At 63.0% G+C, this 16,809-nt stretch carries 16 protein-coding genes and 2 tRNA genes; 8 read left to right on the forward strand and 10 right to left on the reverse strand.

Translation table 11 applies throughout. From position 1 onward, the window contains the following. The first annotated feature begins 89 nt into the window (after nt 1-89). The 3 genes from gltX to V5B44_RS01740 all read left to right on the forward strand — a co-directional run bounded on the left by gltX (nt 90) and on the right by V5B44_RS01740 (nt 1,777). Nucleotides 90-1,508, forward strand: coding sequence for a glutamate--tRNA ligase (gltX, locus tag V5B44_RS01730; protein WP_332357391.1), 1,419 nt, complete (start codon nt 90-92; stop codon nt 1,506-1,508). A 93-nt stretch (nt 1,509-1,601) separates the two neighbouring features. Continuing rightward, nucleotides 1,602-1,677, forward strand: a tRNA-Ala gene (locus V5B44_RS01735). A 24-nt stretch (nt 1,678-1,701) separates the two neighbouring features. Then, nucleotides 1,702-1,777, forward strand: a tRNA-Glu gene (locus V5B44_RS01740). A gap of 75 nt (nt 1,778-1,852) precedes the next feature. Here V5B44_RS01740 and dtd read toward each other — a convergent pair. Genes dtd through V5B44_RS01755 form a run of 3 tightly spaced genes read right to left on the reverse strand, consistent with a single transcriptional unit; the run spans nt 1,853 to nt 4,347 of the window. Then, nucleotides 1,853-2,305, reverse strand: coding sequence for a D-aminoacyl-tRNA deacylase (gene dtd / locus V5B44_RS01745; protein ID WP_332357392.1), 453 nt, complete (start codon nt 2,303-2,305; stop codon nt 1,853-1,855). 6 nt (nt 2,306-2,311) lie between these two features. After that, entirely contained in the window at nt 2,312-3,253 is a 942-nt protein-coding gene (locus V5B44_RS01750; RefSeq protein WP_332357393.1) for a cation diffusion facilitator family transporter, read from the reverse strand. A 38-nt stretch (nt 3,254-3,291) separates the two neighbouring features. Continuing rightward, complete coding sequence (locus V5B44_RS01755) at nt 3,292-4,347, reverse strand: C4-dicarboxylate ABC transporter (protein WP_332357394.1); 1,056 nt, start codon at nt 4,345-4,347, stop codon at nt 3,292-3,294. A gap of 244 nt (nt 4,348-4,591) precedes the next feature. On the opposite strand from V5B44_RS01755, the gene V5B44_RS01760 reads away from it, so the two are divergent. Together V5B44_RS01760 and V5B44_RS01765 are read left to right on the forward strand one after the other, a co-directional pair. After that, nucleotides 4,592-5,107 carry a type II toxin-antitoxin system RatA family toxin gene (locus V5B44_RS01760; protein ID WP_332357395.1) on the forward strand — a complete coding sequence of 172 codons (516 nt, stop codon included), beginning with the start codon at nt 4,592-4,594 and terminating at the stop codon, nt 5,105-5,107. A gap of 245 nt (nt 5,108-5,352) precedes the next feature. Continuing rightward, on the forward strand, nt 5,353-7,194 hold the full coding sequence (locus tag V5B44_RS01765; RefSeq protein WP_332357396.1) for a glutamine--tRNA ligase/YqeY domain fusion protein: 1,842 nt from the start codon (nt 5,353-5,355) through the stop codon (nt 7,192-7,194). A gap of 81 nt (nt 7,195-7,275) precedes the next feature. On the opposite strand, the gene arsC is transcribed toward V5B44_RS01765, so the two are convergent. The 7 genes from arsC to V5B44_RS01800 form a co-directional block, all read right to left on the reverse strand. Further along, nucleotides 7,276-7,632, reverse strand: coding sequence for an arsenate reductase (glutaredoxin) (gene arsC, locus V5B44_RS01770; protein WP_332357397.1), 357 nt, complete (start codon nt 7,630-7,632; stop codon nt 7,276-7,278). Nucleotides 7,633-7,686: 54 nt separating this feature from the next. Then, complete coding sequence (locus V5B44_RS01775) at nt 7,687-8,130, reverse strand: CBS domain-containing protein (protein WP_332357398.1); 444 nt, start codon at nt 8,128-8,130, stop codon at nt 7,687-7,689. A 236-nt stretch (nt 8,131-8,366) separates the two neighbouring features. Continuing rightward, on the reverse strand, nt 8,367-9,572 hold the full coding sequence (locus V5B44_RS01780) for an ABC transporter permease (RefSeq protein ID WP_332357399.1): 1,206 nt from the start codon (nt 9,570-9,572) through the stop codon (nt 8,367-8,369). Nucleotides 9,573-9,590: 18 nt separating this feature from the next. After that, nucleotides 9,591-10,799, reverse strand: coding sequence for an ABC transporter permease (locus V5B44_RS01785; protein WP_332357400.1), 1,209 nt, complete (start codon nt 10,797-10,799; stop codon nt 9,591-9,593). Continuing rightward, entirely contained in the window at nt 10,781-11,506 is a 726-nt protein-coding gene (locus V5B44_RS01790; protein WP_332357401.1) for an ABC transporter ATP-binding protein, read from the reverse strand. Before V5B44_RS01790 ends, V5B44_RS01785 begins: the two co-directional genes overlap by 19 nt. Before the next feature lie 3 nt (nt 11,507-11,509). Further along, nucleotides 11,510-12,676, reverse strand: coding sequence for an efflux RND transporter periplasmic adaptor subunit (locus V5B44_RS01795; protein WP_332357402.1), 1,167 nt, complete (start codon nt 12,674-12,676; stop codon nt 11,510-11,512). A gap of 124 nt (nt 12,677-12,800) precedes the next feature. Continuing rightward, nucleotides 12,801-13,631, reverse strand: coding sequence for a tetratricopeptide repeat protein (locus V5B44_RS01800; protein ID WP_332357403.1), 831 nt, complete (start codon nt 13,629-13,631; stop codon nt 12,801-12,803). A 29-nt stretch (nt 13,632-13,660) separates the two neighbouring features. Between V5B44_RS01800 and V5B44_RS01805 the strand changes: the two genes are divergently transcribed. From V5B44_RS01805 to hslU, 3 genes are read left to right on the forward strand one after another with little or no spacing between them, the layout of a single operon-like run. After that, nucleotides 13,661-14,905 carry an STAS domain-containing protein gene (locus tag V5B44_RS01805; protein WP_332357404.1) on the forward strand — a complete coding sequence of 415 codons (1,245 nt, stop codon included), beginning with the start codon at nt 13,661-13,663 and terminating at the stop codon, nt 14,903-14,905. A 21-nt stretch (nt 14,906-14,926) separates the two neighbouring features. Next, entirely contained in the window at nt 14,927-15,463 is a 537-nt protein-coding gene (gene hslV / locus V5B44_RS01810) for an ATP-dependent protease subunit HslV (protein ID WP_332357405.1), read from the forward strand. Nucleotides 15,464-15,465: 2 nt separating this feature from the next. After that, entirely contained in the window at nt 15,466-16,797 is a 1,332-nt protein-coding gene (gene hslU, locus V5B44_RS01815; protein WP_332357406.1) for an ATP-dependent protease ATPase subunit HslU, read from the forward strand. Nucleotides 16,798-16,809 lie beyond the last annotated feature (12 nt).

Consider the following 16,809-nt stretch of genomic DNA (forward strand, 5'->3'; position numbering starts at 1 on the left):
GGCGCGCCTGCAAAATCGCGGGCGATGGCGGCACTCAATGTCTTTGCTTCCACTAGAATGGGCGCTTTGCCAGACTGCGACCAGCAATCATGATCCGCACCCGTTTTGCGCCTTCTCCAACCGGTTTCCTGCACATCGGTGGTGCGCGCACCGCACTCTTTTCCTGGGCTTACGCCCGCCGCCACTCGGGTTGCTTTGTGCTGCGCATCGAGGATACCGACCTTGTCCGGTCAACGCCGGAAGCCGTGCAGGCGATTCTGGACGGCATGCGCTGGTTGGGCCTGAGCTACGACGAGGGTCCCTTCTACCAGACGCAGCGGATGCCTCGCTATCGCGCCGTGATCGAGGACATGCTTGCCGCCGGCAGTGCCTATCACTGCTACATGACGCCGGACGAACTGGAGCGCTTGCGCGAGGAGCAGCGCAACGGGGGGCTCAAGCCGCGTTATGACGGTCGCTGGCGGCCGGAGCCGGGCAAGACGCTACCGACTCCGCCAGCGGGTGTGCCGCCGGTCGTTCGTTTCAGAAATCCGGCTACTGGCGTGGTGGCCTGGGATGACCTCGTCAAGGGTCGTATCGAAATCGCCAACAGCGAGCTCGACGACCTGGTCATCGCGCGCGCCGATGGCACGCCGACCTACAATTTCTGTGTGGTTGTCGATGATTGGGAAATGGGCATTAGCCATGTCATCCGGGGCGACGACCACGTCAACAATACGCCTCGCCAGATCAACATCCTCCGGGCACTCGGTGCGCAGGTGCCGCTCTATGCACACCTGTCGATGATTCTTGGCGACGATGGGCAGAAACTGTCGAAGCGTCATGGCGCGGTCAGTGTCATGCAGTACGACGATGACGGTTACCTGCCGGAAGCCGTGCTCAACTATCTCGGACGTCTGGGCTGGTCGCATGGCGATGACGAGATCTTCTCGATGCAGCAATTCTGCGCCTGGTTCGATCTCGACCATATCACCGCTTCGGCAGCGCAGTTCAATAGCGAAAAGCTGAACTGGCTCAATGCGCACTACCTCAAGCGCGCCGACACGTCGCGACTCGCCGCGCTGGTGAAGCCACGACTTGAGGCGCGTGGCGTGACGGTCGCGGCCGCACCGTCGCTCGTGGCAATCATCGATCTGCATAAGGAGCGTGTCGCGACCCTCAACGAGCTGGCCGACTTCGCGCAAACGTTCTATATCGATCCGCAGCCGAAAGCAGAACTTTTGGCCAGGCACCTGACTCCCGAGGCGTTGCCGCTGCTGGCTGATTTCGTCGCCCGCCTGCCGGATATCGCCTGGGAGGTGGCCGCCATCGGCGCCCTGATCAAGGAATGCGTCACCCGACACGGTTTGAAGATGCCCAGACTCGCGATGCCAGTCCGTGTGCTGCTGACTGGTCTGGAGCAGACGCCGGCGGTCGATGCCCTGATCGCCGTCTTTCCTCGTGAGACGGTTCTTCGGCGACTGGCCGTTGCCAGGGAGGCGACCCTTCCCCAGTCTGTCCTGCGCTAATGCGGGTTCGGTGGCCCCCGGGTGACGAAGTTCAAGCCGCGCGTGGCGCTTTACAGAGGGAGTGCTACTCCCTATAATCCCGTCTTCTTTCGCGGGGGTATAGCTCAGCTGGGAGAGCGCTTGCATGGCATGCAAGAGGTCCGCAGTTCGATCCTGCGTACCTCCACCAAACGCCGAAAGAAAAAAGTTCCGGGTCCCCATCGTCTAGAGGCCCAGGACACTACCCTTTCACGGTAGGTACCGGGGTTCGAATCCCCGTGGGGACGCCACTTACGGCAGCAACGGCTCACTTGAGAAAGTTGAGCCGTTTTGTTTTGGGCAGACGCCAGGACGCGTTCAGCGGGTCACTCCGGTTGGCGGGAATCGATGCTGATAGTCACCGGCCCGTCGTTGACCAGGTGGACCCGCATCTCGGCACCGAAAACGCCAGTCTGCACGTGGCGCCCGAGGGCGCTTTCAAGCTGCCCGACAAAGCGTTCGAACAATGGTTGGGCGAGTTCTGGTGGTGCGGCGCGACTCCAGGAGGGACGATTGCCTTTCCTGGTCGACGCGAAGAGCGTGAACTGGCTGACTGCCAGGATCTCTCCTTCAGTGTCGCTGACGCAGCGGTTCATGACGCCTCCGGCATCGGGAAATATGCGCAGCCGGACAAGCTTGGCCGCGGTCCACGAGAGATCGTGGTCAATGTCGCTGGCTTCGAAGCCGGCCAGGATCAAGAGCCCCGGGCCGATCTTGCCCATCACTTCGCCGGCAACCTCAACCCGCGCCGAGGTGACCCGCTGCACGACTACCCTCATGACGGTTCAGACTCCTTGCAGACGGCCCTTCTCGCCGGCCGGCAGCCAGTGCACCGGGGAGCTCAAGGGTTCTGGCTGCAGCGTCACATGCGTGATGCCCTGCTCAGCGAGCACGTGCCGACCGGCGGCGAGGACCGTCGGCCATTGTTCCAGCGATTCGACGATGAGATGCGCCGAAAGGGCAACCCGTTTCGATGACAAAGTCCAGATGTGCAGATCATGTACTGAGGCGACGCCCGGCAGGCTGGCCAGCACCCGCCCGACCTGTTCGGTAGACAGGCTGGGTGGCACACCTTCCATCAGCGCCTGCAGGACTTCGCGCAGCAGACGCAGACTCGAAGCCAGCATCAGAGCGCAGATCAACAAGGAGAGCAGCGGGTCGGCCGTCATCCAGCCGGTCCACATGACGATTGCGCCGGAGACCAGCGCGGCGACCGAGCCGAGCAGATCCCCGAGCACGTGCAGCAGGGCTCCGCGGGTATTCATCGTCTGCTCGCCGTGCATGAGCAGCCAGGCAACAGCGATGTTGAGGGCCAGGCCGAGCGCCGCAACCAGGGTCACCGCTTCGCCGTTCACCGCCGCAGGTTCGAGGATGCGGCCGACGGCGGCGACCGAGATGCCGACCACCACCAAGACCATGAACAGCACATTGAGCAGTGCTGCCAGCGTCTCGACGCGGCCATAACCGTAAGTGTGACGTCGGGTCGGCGGCCGTTGCGAGAGCCAGGCGGCAAAAGCCGCCAGAGCGAGCGAGGCACTGTCGGTGACCATATGCCCGGCATCTCCGAGGAGAGCCAGCGAGCCTGCCCAGAAGCCGGTCACCGCCTCGACTCCGGCGAAGCCGAGCGTCAGGAGCAGGGCCCAGAGCAGGCGTGGACCGGCATCGGCATGCTGATGATCGGCATGGTCATCATGCTGGCCGTGTTCGTGGCGGTGTTGATCGCTCATGGTGCGGGCATTCTACCCGAGATCGATGCCGCGTTCGCTCAGGGATGCGGGCGGAAGACGGCACCACTCAGTACGCCGCGTACCGTTCCTGCCAGAGTCACAAGCCAGAGAATCAACAACAGACCCCAGCAGGCGATCCCGACCCATTCCACCCCCGGCAGACCGGACGCGCGCCCGAGTCGGAAGCTGGCCGAGACGAAGGCGCCGAGCGGGAAGATGAAGCCCCACCAGGAAAGCGCAAACGGCAGCATTCCCCGACGCTGAGCTGCCGCCGTCAGCAGGGTGGCCATCACCACCCACCAGGCGCCAAAGCCCCAGAACAGCAAACCCGGGAAGAGCAGCGTGCCGGTCGATATCGCGATCGGCAACTGCTCGGCCAGATTGAGAAGGCTGACCGGAATGACCGCAACTGGTGCCAGATGGATCCATACCGTCGGCGTCAGGATGCCGAACGCCGGCTTCACCAGATACTTTCGCTGCAAAGTCATTGCCAGCAGACCAAGGTACATCAGCGTACCGGCACCGAGAGCAACGACATTGACCAGTAGCGCCAGATCGCGTACGCCACCCGTCAGATGGCCGACCAGCGGGCCACCGGCAATCGGGATGACGACCAGGCCAACTGCCGGAATGAACTTGGCCGGCGTCACATGTTCCAGTCCAACGTGCTCACCATTGAACATCGCGTAGAGCACGGCGAAGCCAAGAGTGAAGGTGAGCGCCGCACCCGGCCACCAGAACCACAGTGCCAGGTTTGTCTGCGCGCCAAAGGCCATGAATTGCGCGGCGATGACCAGCATGGCAATCGAAAAGGTTGGATAGAAACTCGCCTGCACCGGATGTTGCAGTGTTGCCAGCGCCGCCCGGGGATGAATGACCCAGCGTGCCAGCCACGGCACTCCCAACGCCGAGAACAGCAGCAGGTTGAAGTAATGCAGACCCCAGGCGAGCGCTTCGAGGATCGGCCAGTGTGCGGCAAGGGCAAGCGTCGTGAGGCTCAGGACACCGGTCCCCATGACCGAGGCGAACCACCCGGGAGAAAAGTTGCGGACGATTTCGGAGAAGCTCAGGGGCGGCAACGGGGCAGTGGACATGCGATGGCGTCCTGGTGCATTAGCAAAGGCTGATTATCCTCCAGGATCCGCTTCTTTGCTGCGTTATGAATGAACGGGAAAAAATACCCCTGCCGTGCCATGGTCAGTATTGCTATCATCACATGAGCCTGATTCTCCGGAGAGAGATCGGCTGGCTGGTTGGCTCAGGAGCGCGCGCTATCCGCTGACGATATCTCGCAACCGCTCGCTACTGGCCAGCCCAAAATGCAGGAGGGAGAAGTCCATGGCAAGCCATCGTGAGAGTCGCAGCATCGCACTGCCAGCTGAATGGCTGTTCGATATTGTTGCCGATGTCGAGCGTTATCCGGAATTCCTGCCGCTGATGCGCGAAGCGAGGATCGTCGACCGTCACCAGGACACTTATCAGACCGAGCAGAGTCTGGCGCTGGGAATGCTGATGCATCGCTTCCGCACGCAGACCGAACTGGTCCGTCCACACGCGATCACCGTCATTTCCGACGATCGCTCCTTCTGCCGGTTCGACATCCGCTGGGCTTTCTCACCACTGGGCGACGACCACTGCCACGTCGATTTCGCGCTTGACTGCGCCACTCGCTCGTTGTTCCTGAGGCCGGTCATCGACATGCTGGTCCTGCCGATGGCCACCAGTATGGTCGCTGCCTTCGAGGCCAGGGCGCACGCGCTGGCAGCGAAGGCAGGCGTTGCGGACTCTGTTCGGCAGTCGACGGTGGCTTCGTCCGATCCGGACTTGACCAAGGGCGGACCGGGTGGCCTTTAGCCGCCAACCAGCCACGCCTCCCGCGTCAGCGAACAGCTCTGCGGCAAGCAGCGGACCTCGCGATGCCCACGGCCAATCACGGGTTGACGCCGGGCGCCGGAGCGACAGGCACGGCAGCCAGTTCCACCCAGAAGGCCTCGGCCAGGATCGATGGCCACTGGCTCCTCGGTACAGGACGTGAATTCTGACGGTTCTGCGACCATGGCCGGTTAAAATGCGAGGCTTCTCGAATCAAGGACTGCACCGTGAGCCAGGAGCCAACCATTAGTGCGTCAAATTCATCCGCACTCGCCAGCACCCACTTCATCCGTAACATCATCGAAGCCGATCTCGCCGCCGACAGGCACGCGCTGCGCAGATGGTCCGGTCACCCGGGCCCGGCAGCGCAGCAACTCGCCGGTCCGCTTGACCCGGCAAGGATCCGTACGCGTTTTCCACCCGAGCCGAACGGCTACCTCCACTTCGGCCATGCCAAATCGATCTGCCTGAACTTTGGGCTGGCGCAGGATTACGGTGGTCGCTGCCACCTTCGTTTCGATGATACCAATCCGGAGAAGGAAGAACAGGAATACGTCGACTCGATCGTCGATTCCGTGCGCTGGCTCGGCTTCTCGTGGGATGGCTCGGGCGAGGCGGGGGAGAGTGAGTGCAACCTCTATTTCGCCTCGAACTATTTCGACTGGATGGTCCAGTTTGCCGAATACCTGATTGCCAGCGGGCACGCCTACGTCGATAGCCAGAGCGCCGAAGCGATGCGAGCCACGCGCGGCACGCTCACCGACACCGGAACCGACTCACCGTTTCGCCAGCGTGGCGTCGAGGAGAACATGGATCTCTTCAAACGCATGCAGCAGGGCGAGTTTCCGGATGGCGCGCACGTCCTGCGCGCGAAGATCGACATGGCGTCGGCGAACATCAACCTGCGTGATCCGGCGATCTATCGCATCCGCCATGCCAGCCATCACAACACCGGCGATCGGTGGTGCGTTTATCCCATGTACACCTATGCCCACCCGATCGAAGACGCGCTTGAGAACATCACCCACTCGATCTGCACGCTCGAATTCGCCGACCAGCGGCCGTTTTACGACTGGCTGCTCGAGCGTCTCGCCGAAGGCGGCCTGTTGCAGCGCCCGCTACCGCAGCAGATCGAGTTCTCCCGCCTCAATCTGACCTATATCGTGCTCTCGAAGCGCAAGCTGATCCAGCTCGTCGAGGAAAAGCACGTCGCCGGTTGGGATGACCCGCGTCTGCCGACGCTTGTCGGCGCGCGTCGCCGTGGTTACCCGGCCGAAGGTTTCCGCCTCTTCGCCGAGCGAGTCGGCGTATCAAGGTCCGATTCCCTGATCGAGTACACGCAACTCGAAGACACCATGCGCGAAGTGCTCAACGACTCCGCCGAGCGCCGCGTCGCCGTGCTGGACCCGCTGCGGCTGATCATCGACAACTACCCGGCCGGCCAGAGCGAAGACTGCTTCGCTCCCAACCATCCGCTCAAGCCCGAGACAGGCAAGCGCGCGATGCCCTTTGGCCGGGAGCTGTGGATCGAGCGTGAAGACTTCATGGAGCACCCGAGCAAGGGCTACCATCGCCTTTACCCGGGCAACATGGCGCGCCTGCGCTACGGCTATGTTGTCCGCTGTATCGGCTGCGAGCGTGACGAGAGTGGCGCCGTCAGCGCCGTGCACTGCGAGTACCTGCCCGACTCGAAGAGTGGTACGGCAGGCGCCGACGGCTACAAGGTCAAGGGCAATCTGCACTGGGTTTCAGTTGCCGACGCCTGTCTGGCCGAGGTGAGGCTATACGATCGTCTGTTCACCGTTCCGTCTCCCGGCGCCAGGCGCGAAGACGATCCCGAAGGCGTCGAGCGCGACTTCCTCGCCGACCTCAACCCGGACAGTATCCGCGTCATCCATGCCTGGCTAGAGCCTGCCCTGAAGACTGCCCGCGCGGAAGAGCGTTTCCAGTTTGAACGTCACGGCTATTTTGTGGCCGATCGCGTCGACTCGACGGAAGGCGCTCCGGTATTCAACCGGACGGTGACGCTCAGGGATTCCTGGTCGGCACGACCCGGTCAGCGGAAATGAGGTGCAGAGCGGCTGCGGTCGGCTGATCGAGAAAACCGGCTGCGGGCGCCAGTGACCGCGACGCCGGACCTGGAGGCTCCCCTACGCCAACAGTTCCAGCACCTTCTCGGGCGGCCGTCCGAGCACCGCCCTGTTGCCGCGCACGACAATCGGACGCTCGATCAGAACCGGGTGCGCGATCAGCGCGTCCAGCCACTCCTCGTTGCTCAGGGTGCGTCCCGCGTAGTACTTCCTGAACACGGATTCGCCGCGGCGCACGAGTTCATGCGCCTGCATGCCGAGCTTGCCCAGCAATGCGCGCAGCTCTTCACGGCTCGGTGGGATGGTCAGATAGTCGATGATTTCGGCAGGAACGCCGCTTTCGGCGATCAGCTGGCAAGCGGCGCGGCTCTTCGAACAGCGCTTGTTGTGATAGATGCGGACGGGCACATCAGTCATCTGGTTCTCCCGGGCAAGAGTTGATCGGCAAATCGCCGCCTGTCGGTGTTGTGCTCAACGCCACAAACTCAACGGCGGGTCAGCAATGATCGCACGCAGGATGTCGCTGCGCGAGACGAAGCCGACCAGCGCCTCCGTTTCGTTGACGATCGGTACGCCAGCGACCTGGTGTTCGAGCATCACCTGCGCAATGCGCCGGATGTCGGTGACCGGGTCGGCCGTGACGACCGGTGTGCTCATGACGTCGCTGACCCGTTTTGTCAGCACATCCCGAACTCGCCCCTCGTCGACGTTAAGCACGGTCAGCAGATCGCGCTCGCTGACGATGCCAACCAGGCGGTAGCCCGGGTCGAGCACCGGCGCCTGGTGAATGCGCCGCGCGAGGAGGATTCGCCAGGCCCGTTCGACCGCGTCATCGCTGGCCACCGAGACCACTTGGCGCTGCATGATCTGGTAGGCATGGTAGAGCGGACCACGATCATGCTCCGCGCGCAACATTTCGCGGTAGGCTCCGATGGCCTGCACAGTCGGGGCACTGGACGGGAGTGGCTGCTCTTCCCCGGCGATTGGTTGGACAGCGGTGCTGGGGAAGACCCCTGGGACCTCACTGAGTCGTTCGAAAGTGCCGCGGAAGATGGGACCACTCAAGCCATATACTGAAAACACGCTTCACTCCTCATTTTGCGTTGCCCAAGCAGCGAAACCCCGCTCGGGGGCCGTCCCGTCAAGGTGCCTCATTCTGCGCGCAAGGCTTCGACCGCGTCCAGCCGTGCGGCGCGTGTGGCGGGCAGCACCCCGGCCAGCAGGCCGATCGCAATTGCGATGCCTTCGGCCAGAGCGACGAAACTGAGTGGGGTGTGCACCGGCAGAGCCGGTACCAGCAGATGGATCAGTTGTGCGAGACCGATGCCGAGCAGCAGGCCCAGCAGCCCGCCAAGCGCCGAGAGGGCGACGGCTTCGCCAAGAAAGAGACCGAGAATGGTGCGGCGCGGTGCGCCAAGCGCTACCAGCAGCCCGATTTCGCCGGTCCGTTCGGTGACGGCGATGGTCATGATGGTGACAATGCCGACGCCGCCGACCAGCAGCGAAATGCTGCCGAGTGCGCCAACCGCCATGGTCAGGACATCGAGGATGTTCGACAGCGTGCGCAGCATGTCTTCCTGCGTGGTGATGGTGAAATCCTCACGCCCGTGGCGCGCCTTGAGCGTTGCCTTGACCAGGGCACTGACGCCGGCGGCAGGGACGCCTTCCTCGTACGACAGATCAATCTTCATGATTCCGTCGCGGTTGTAGAGTTCGAGCGCGCGGGCGGTCGGGATGTAGGCGGCGTCGTCGAGATCGATGCCAAGGAACTGGCCCTTGGCCTCGAGGACGCCGATGACGCGAAAATGCAGACCGCCGATGCGCATCCGCGCCCCCAGCGGATTGTCGGTCCCGAACAGCTCTTCCTTGAGCTTGGCGCCGAGAACGACGAAGGCACGCGAGTTGTCGGCGTCCTCGGCCGGCAGGAACTGGCCGCTGCGGACCCGGATGCTGAACACCTTGAGCATGTCTGCGCTGACTCCGTTGACCGTCGTGCGCCGCAGACGGCCATTGGCATTCACCTCGGTATTGCCCCAGACGGTTGCAGTCATGCCGGTGACGTGCGGCAGATGCGCGAGTGCGCGGGCGTCTTCGAGCGTTAGCGGCCGTACCGAAGTCGGGATGCCGGTCGGCGAGTGGCCGGAGGTCGTGGTCTTGCCCGGCGCGATGCTGATGACATTGGTGCCGAACTGGGTAAACTCGGCGAGGACGAAACGGTGAATGCCCTCGCCGATCGAAGTCAGCAGGATCACCGCGGCGATGCCGACGGCGATTCCGAGCAGGGTCAGAAAGCTGCGCAAGCGGTGCGCGGTGATCGCGCGCAGGGCGAGTTGCAACGAGTCACGCGTGCGGATCATCGCATGCAGCTCCCGCGCTCAGCGTCTCGACAAGGACTGTACGGGATCAAGCCTCGCCGCTCGTCGCGCCGGCAGGACGCCGAAGAGGATGCCCGTGGTCAACGCCGTGCCCAGTCCAGCGAGCACTGCCCAGTCCGGCGGAAAGGCCGGAAAGGCCGGGTAGAGCTGCCGGATGATCGCCGCGCCGGCCTGGCCCAGGACGAAGCCAAGCAGGGCGCCGGCCACCGACAGCATCGCCGCCTCGGTCAGAAAAGCGTTGCGGATGGTTGCGCCGGTTGCGCCGAGTGCTTTGAGGAGGCCGATTTCCGCTGTCCGCTGGGTGACCGAGACAAGCATCACGTTCATCACCAGGATGCCGGCGACGGCGAGGCTGATGGCGGCGATGCCGGCAACCGCCAGAGTCATGGTGCCGAGCAGGCGGTCGAAGGTGGCGAGGACAGCATCCTGGGTGATGACCGTTACATCCTGTTCGCCTTCGTGACGGAGCCGGATGATGTCGGTGACCTGCACCTTGGCCGGTTCGATGGTATCCCGGCTCGTGGCTTCGACAAGGATGCGGAACAAGGTGTTGCTGTTGAACATCGCCTGTGCCAGGGCAACCGGGATGATCACCAGTTCGTCGGTGTTCATCCCCAGCCCCTGGCCGGTCGATGCGAGGACGCCGACGATGCGGAAACGACGGTCGCCGATGCGCACCAGCTGGCCGAGCGCCTCCTCGCGGGCGAACATCTCATCGCGTATCCTGGCGCCGATGACTGCTTCGGACACGCCGCGACGCCAGTCACCCGGCGGCAGGAAACGCCCCTGCGCCAGCGTCAGGCGGCGCACTTCGATGAAGTCGGCCGTGGTGCCGGCAACCATCACCTCGCGCAGCTTGCCGCCGACAGAGATTTCCGACGTGCCGACGGCCAGGGGTGCGACGCGGTGCACGGCGCTGGCTCGCCGCAACGCCTGAGCGTCATCGACGGTCAGATCGCGCGGCGTGCTGGTGATGGCGTTGCCGGGATTGAAGCCGCCGGTCTGCGAGCGGCCAGGCAGAACGATCACCAGATTGCTGCCGATTGAAGAAAACTGGTTCAGCACGTAGCGGCGTGCACCATCGCCGAGTGCCGTCAGAACGACCACAGCGGCAACTCCAATGGCCATCGCGATGACCAGGAGGAAGGTGCGCAAGGGGCTGCCGGTCGCCGCGTCGCGGGCGAAGCGGATCAGGTCGGGCGTGCGCATCGGTCGGCAGCCGTCTCGCTGCTGCGCCACCGGTCACGCTGCAGGGCGCCATCCTCCATCAGCAGTTGGCGTCGCGCGCGCGCGCCGAGGCTGGTATCGTGAGTGACGACCATGAGGGTGACGCCGCGTTGGTTGAGTTCTTCGAGCAAGCGCATGACCTCCTCTCCGGTGGCGCGATCGAGGTTCCCGGTGGGTTCGTCGGCGAGGATCAACGCCGGCTGCATGACCGTTGCGCGGGCAATCGCAACGCGCTGGCGCTGCCCGCCCGAGAGCTGATCCGGGCGATGACCGGAGCGGTTCTCGAGGCCATAGTCCCTCAGCGCGAGGGCGACGCGTTGAGCGCGCTGGGCCGGCGCGATACCCGCCAGAATCATCGGCAGGGCGATGTTTTCGGCGGCGGTCAGGCGGGGTACCAAATGAAAACTCTGGAAGACGAAGCCGATGCGCTCACTGCGTACGCGTGCCTGTTCCTCGGCCGAAAGCGTGGTGACGTCGCGCCCCTCGAGCCGGTAGGTGCCGGCATTCGGACGGTCGAGCAGGCCGAGCAGATTGAGCAGGGTCGACTTGCCTGAACCGGACGGGCCCATCACTGCCACGTATTCCCCGGCAGCGATGCAGACGTCGACGCGGCGCAGCGCATGGACCTCGCTGTCACCGAGTCGGAAAACCCGCTCGATGCCGGCAAGTTCGATCAGCGGAGCACTCATCAACTACTGGCCGCTCGCTGCCTGCCTGCCGTCGACCGAATAGTGTGCACCGGCCGCGACGCCTGCACGTTCGAGCGAGGTGACCACCCGCTCACCGGTGGTCAGACCTTCGAGCACTTCGGTAAATTCCCAGTTGGCAAGGCCAGTCCTGAGCTTGCGTTCTTCGAGCGTGCCGTCAGCCGCCGCCACCAGCGCCCGGCCGCCTGCGAGCAGCGCCGACGAGGGAATACGGATGACGTTCTCGCGAACGGCCAGGATCACTTCGATATCGGCGCTATAGCCAACCAGGAGCTTGCCCGGTGCTGCCGGGTCATCGAAGGTCGCCTCGATGTCGACGGTGCGCGCCTGTTTTTCGACCGCCGAGACATACGGCGCCACGCGCCTGACCTTGCCCGGGAAGGTCTGCCGGGGCAACGCATCGAGGCTGATCCGCACTGGCTGCCCGGCGGCGATTCGCGGCGCATCAACTTCATCCATCGGTGCCTTGACATAGAGACAGGAGTCGTCGATCAGGTCAATCGCCGGCGGCGTCGGCACTCCCGGCGGCGACGGCGTCGAGTACTCGCCAACCTCGCCAACGATCTTGGCGATGGTGCCCGCGAATGGCGCGTAGAGAACCGTCCGCCCCTGCTCGACGCGGCTCATGCTGACTCTCGCCTCGGTCTGTGCCACGTCTGCTTTGGCCGCCTCGCAGCCGGCGCGCCGGGCAAGCGCCTCACTGCGCGAACTCTCCTCTCTGGCGCCTGAAACAAAACCCTGGGCACGCAACGCTGATTGACGATCGGCTTCGCGTTCGGCGTTGGTTGCCACGGCGCAGGCTTCGCTGACGCGTCTACGAGCCGTCACCACCTGCGACGCCAGCCACGCACTCTGCGCCTGTTGATCGTCGTTCCAGAGTTTCATCAGCAGTTGGCCCTTGCTTACCCGGTCCCCCTCCTTCACCGCCAGCAGTTCGATGCGGCCACCGCTGATCGTCGACAGCCGGGTACGCTGACAAGCCTCAACCGTTCCCGCGCGGGTATTCGAGATCGTCGATTCGACGAGGCCACGTTCGATTTCCTTCAGCACGACGGCAACCGGTTTCGGTCGGGTTGCCCACCAGATGCCTGCGGCAGCCAACAGCATCACCAGAAGCGCGACAAGCAGACGGCGAAAGAGGGGCGACAGCATGGCAGGGCTCAGGTCAGCAGTTCAGAAACATGGGCCGGGCAACGGGACACGCCATCGAGGTCCGATAGGTTGCCGCTCTTCCAGCCGTCTGCCTGGACTTGCCGAACGGTCTCGTCCTCGGACCTTATTTGCTTGTGCTGCCCGACGGCGCGCTGTCGAACTCACGCAGTTTCGACAGCTTGAACTGCGTTGCCTTGTTCGAAGGATCCAGTTGCAGGGCCTGGTCATAGGAGTGGCTGGCAAGCCTGGCGTAAACATCGCCAAGGTTCTCGTGGGCGATCGCGTAGCCAGGATGAGTCCTGACGGCCATCTCGAGTACCGTCAGCGCCATGTTGTACTGCTTCTGCTGGGCGTAGAGAACGGCAAGGTTGTTGTAGGGTTCGGGCTGCTCTGGAAAGTCTTCGGTCAGCTCCCTGAAGACGCCAATTGCTTCCGCCGAGCGGCCCATCTCAACGAGGATCAGCCCTTTGAGAAATCGTCCCTGCAATTGTTTCGGTTGTTTCGCTATCTGCGCGTCGACTTTTTGCAGTGCTTCCGACGTCTGCCCCTGCTTCAACAAACGGCGAACATCGGAAAACTCGTCGGCGCTGGCCAAGGAGAACACGCAACACATGACCAGACCGAAGATCCAGGCTGGAAACGTCGCCGGCAAAGGCTTCGGAGAGTTCGAACGCATGATGAAAGTCTTTTTGGTCGGGCAGCGGATGGGCATCACAGAAGCTTCTGATTCTAACAAGAAACAACCCCAAACCAAAGTGCTGTAGCCCGCCTTGACCGGGATGCAAACGCCCGGCAAAGCATGCGGTTGCTCGCCCGGGCGTGCTTGGGGCGGCAGTGGTGCCACCGCTGGTATGCGCAGAATGAGCAGCAGATAGCCGTTGCGGGAGCGTTGAACGGCGCTTGGTCCGGATTGAAATTGCAGTGTGTGGAACGATGTGTTACAAGGAGAATTCATCGCGAAAACGTCTGCACTTCTCTTTGCCCATGGTTTTTTCGTTTTTCAAGAAGCAGCCACCGGAAAAGAAGATGGTTGCCCGGCCGGCAGCCAGTCCTCGCTCCATGGACGATAAGGGCGGTACTCCCGGCGTTCCGCCGGAAGACAAGCCCAGGGTGTCGGCTGCTGCGCCGGTCGGCTTGGCACGGGCGGACGTTCCGTTCGCCACACCGGTGGCGAGGACCGATACGCAACCGCTGGATTTGAGTGAATTCCTGTTTAGCGAGACGGCGCCAGATTTTCAGGTCGAAGCCGAAGTGGATCCGATCGATGCCGAGGCGGAAGAAGCGGCCATGCTGTATGCCAATGGGCAGGATGGTGCAGTCCGCTTACTGCTCGAGAACGCGACGCGCGCCTATCGATCCGGTCCAGGTGAGCGCTTGTGGCTGATGCTTTTCGACCTCTTCCGACTGACCGGTCAGAAGGCCGCTTTCGAGGCTTTGGGACTCGAATACGCCGAGTCGTTCGAGAAGTCCCCACCAGGCTGGCGGGAGGCCGTCGGTGGGGCGCAGGTACAGGCCAAGGTGCCGGGTACGGTGTTCTTCAAGGGTGACCTGACCGGCGACAACGACGCCGGATTCGAGGCTGTGCGCCAGGCAGTCGAGCGGAACCCGCTCCTTCGTCTGGATCTGTCAAGGGTGCGCAAGCTTGATGCTGCCGGTTGCGAGCGGCTCCTGGCTCTGATGCAACAGGCTCGCAGAGGTCGACGGGAGATTGAGTTGCTCGGCCGCGATTACATCACTGCTCTGCTCGATAACCGGGTCGTGCCCGGTCGACCGGAAGATCGGGCCTGCTGGCTGCTTAAGCTCGAGTTCTGTCAACTGCGCGGGCAACTGGATACTTTCGAGGATGTGGCGATCAACTATGCCGTGACTTTCGAAATTTCCCCACCGTCCTGGGAGGCCGGGCGGGTAACCGAGCCCGGGCCGGAGCCACTCGTTGCCGCCGTCGCCGATGCGTGGGCACCCGAGGCGTATGTCGTCAAAGGCGATGTCAAGGCCTCGCGTTTCGGCGACTTGCTCGCGTACGCTGCTGCCAACGATCCGGTGCTGATCGACTGCTCAGCGGTAACGCGGATGGACTTCCTCAGTGCGGGTGCCCTGCTCAACCTTCTCACCACGGTGAAGAGGCAGGGGAGACAGGTCATATTCCGTCATCCCAACTACCTGCTTGCCGAGTTGTTCCGCGTCGTCGGGCTGAAGGCCGTTGCCGAGGTCGTTCTCGCCAGAAATTAGGACCACCAACAGGAGTTGCGTATGGACCAGTACCACGGTACGACGATTCTGTCCGTTCGCCGCGGCCAGTGTGTTGCCATGGGCGGTGACGGGCAGGTCACCCTTGGCAACATCGTCATCAAGTCCAGCGCGCGCAAGGTTCGGCGTATCCATCAGGGCAGGATTCTGGCCGGTTTTGCCGGCGGCACGGCCGATGCCTTTACCCTCTTTGAGCGCTTTGAAGCGAAGCTGGACAAGCATCAGGGAAATCTCCTCCGCTCGGCGGTTGAACTTGCCAAGGACTGGAGAAGTGACCGTGCCCTGCGCCGGCTCGATGCCATGCTGGCGGTGGCCGACCGGGAGAATTCCTTGATCATTACCGGCAATGGCGATGTCCTTGAACCTGAATACGGCATCGTCGCCATTGGCTCGGGTGGCGCTTTCGCACACTCGGCGGCGCGCGCGCTGGTTGAGAATAGCGAACTCGACGCTGCCGAAGTGGTCCGTAAGTCGCTGCAGATTGCCGGTGATTTGTGCATCTATACCAATCAGAACTTGACCATCGAGGTGCTGGAATAATCATGTCGTCCATGACCCCGCAGGAAATTGTTCACGAACTGGACAAGCATATCGTTGGACAGGGCAAGGCCAAGAAGGCCGTGGCCATCGCGCTGCGCAACCGCTGGCGGCGGGCGCAGGTGGCCGAGCCATTGCGGCAGGAGATCACGCCGAAGAACATCCTGATGATCGGACCGACCGGTGTTGGCAAGACCGAAATCGCGCGCCGCCTGGCGCGCCTGGCCAACGCGCCGTTCATCAAGATCGAGGCCACCAAGTTCACCGAGGTCGGCTACGTCGGCCGAGACGTTGAGACGATCATCCGCGATCTGGTAGAGATTGCTGTCAAGAGTGGGCGCGAGCACGCGATGAAAGCGGTGCGCGCACGTGCCGATGATGCGGCCGAAGATCGCATTCTCGACGCGTTGTTACCGCCCGCTCGCGGCAACTTCTTCAATGACGCGCAAGCGACCGAGGACAGCGCGACACGGCAGAAATTCCGCAAGCGGTTGCGCGAGGGCGAACTTGACGACAAGGAGATCGAGGTGGAGGTCGCGGCGCCTTCAATGCAGGCCGAGATCTTTGCACCGCCAGGCATGGAGGAGCTGACGGCGCAGATCCAGGGCATGTTCCAGAACATGGGTGGCGGCCGGAAGAAATCGCGCAAGCTGAAGATTCTCGAGGCTCGCCGGATGCTGGTCGAGGAGGAAGCGGCGAAGCTGGTCAATGACGAGGAGGTCAAACTCGATGCGGTCAGGAACGTCGAGCAGAACGGCATCGTCTTTCTCGATGAAATCGACAAGATTGCCTCCCGCAGCGATACGCACGGCGTTGACGTCTCGCGTCAAGGGGTGCAGCGCGACCTCTTGCCACTCGTCGAAGGGACCACGGTCTCGACCAAATACGGGATGATTCGCACCGATCACATCTTGTTTATCGCCAGTGGTGCGTTCCACTTGGCCAAACCGTCGGATTTGATTCCTGAGTTGCAGGGTCGCCTGCCGATTCGCGTCGAGCTGGATTCGCTTTCGGTGGCCGATTTCGAGTGCATCATGACACAGACGGACGCCTGCCTGACCAAGCAGTATCAGGCGCTGCTTGCCACCGAAGGGGTGGCGCTCGACTTTGCGGCCGACGGTATCAGGCGTCTGGCAGAGATCGCCTGGTCGGTCAACGAGCGGACTGAAAACATCGGCGCCCGCCGGCTGTACACAGTGATGGAGCGCTTGCTTGAAGAGGTGTCGTTTTCTGCCAGCAAGGGAGGAGTCGAGAGGCTTGCCATTGATGCCGGGTATGTGGACAGCCGGCTCTCCGAACTGGCGCAGAACGAGGATCTGTCACGCTACGTCTTGTAGCAGACCAGCACG

It is taken from the genome of Candidatus Accumulibacter necessarius, from assembly GCF_036625085.1.

Coding starts and splice junctions, on each gene's coding strand:
- V5B44_RS01780 (WP_332357399.1), bottom strand. CDS start 9,572: ATGATCCGCACGCGTGACTCGTTGCAACTCGCCCTGCGCGCGATCACC.
- hslU (WP_332357406.1), top strand. CDS start 15,466: ATGTCGTCCATGACCCCGCAGGAAATTGTTCACGAACTGGACAAGCAT.
- hslV (WP_332357405.1), top strand. CDS start 14,927: ATGGACCAGTACCACGGTACGACGATTCTGTCCGTTCGCCGCGGCCAG.
- V5B44_RS01790 (WP_332357401.1), bottom strand. CDS start 11,506: ATGAGTGCTCCGCTGATCGAACTTGCCGGCATCGAGCGGGTTTTCCGA.
- V5B44_RS01805 (WP_332357404.1), top strand. CDS start 13,661: ATGGTTTTTTCGTTTTTCAAGAAGCAGCCACCGGAAAAGAAGATGGTT.
- V5B44_RS01750 (WP_332357393.1), bottom strand. CDS start 3,253: ATGAGCGATCAACACCGCCACGAACACGGCCAGCATGATGACCATGCC.
- dtd (WP_332357392.1), bottom strand. CDS start 2,305: ATGAGGGTAGTCGTGCAGCGGGTCACCTCGGCGCGGGTTGAGGTTGCC.
- gltX (WP_332357391.1), top strand. CDS start 90: ATGATCCGCACCCGTTTTGCGCCTTCTCCAACCGGTTTCCTGCACATC.
- V5B44_RS01800 (WP_332357403.1), bottom strand. CDS start 13,631: ATGAATTCTCCTTGTAACACATCGTTCCACACACTGCAATTTCAATCC.
- V5B44_RS01775 (WP_332357398.1), bottom strand. CDS start 8,130: ATGTTGCGCGCGGAGCATGATCGTGGTCCGCTCTACCATGCCTACCAG.
- V5B44_RS01760 (WP_332357395.1), top strand. CDS start 4,592: ATGGCAAGCCATCGTGAGAGTCGCAGCATCGCACTGCCAGCTGAATGG.
- V5B44_RS01755 (WP_332357394.1), bottom strand. CDS start 4,347: ATGTCCACTGCCCCGTTGCCGCCCCTGAGCTTCTCCGAAATCGTCCGC.
- V5B44_RS01795 (WP_332357402.1), bottom strand. CDS start 12,676: ATGCTGTCGCCCCTCTTTCGCCGTCTGCTTGTCGCGCTTCTGGTGATG.
- V5B44_RS01785 (WP_332357400.1), bottom strand. CDS start 10,799: ATGCGCACGCCCGACCTGATCCGCTTCGCCCGCGACGCGGCGACCGGC.
- arsC (WP_332357397.1), bottom strand. CDS start 7,632: ATGACTGATGTGCCCGTCCGCATCTATCACAACAAGCGCTGTTCGAAG.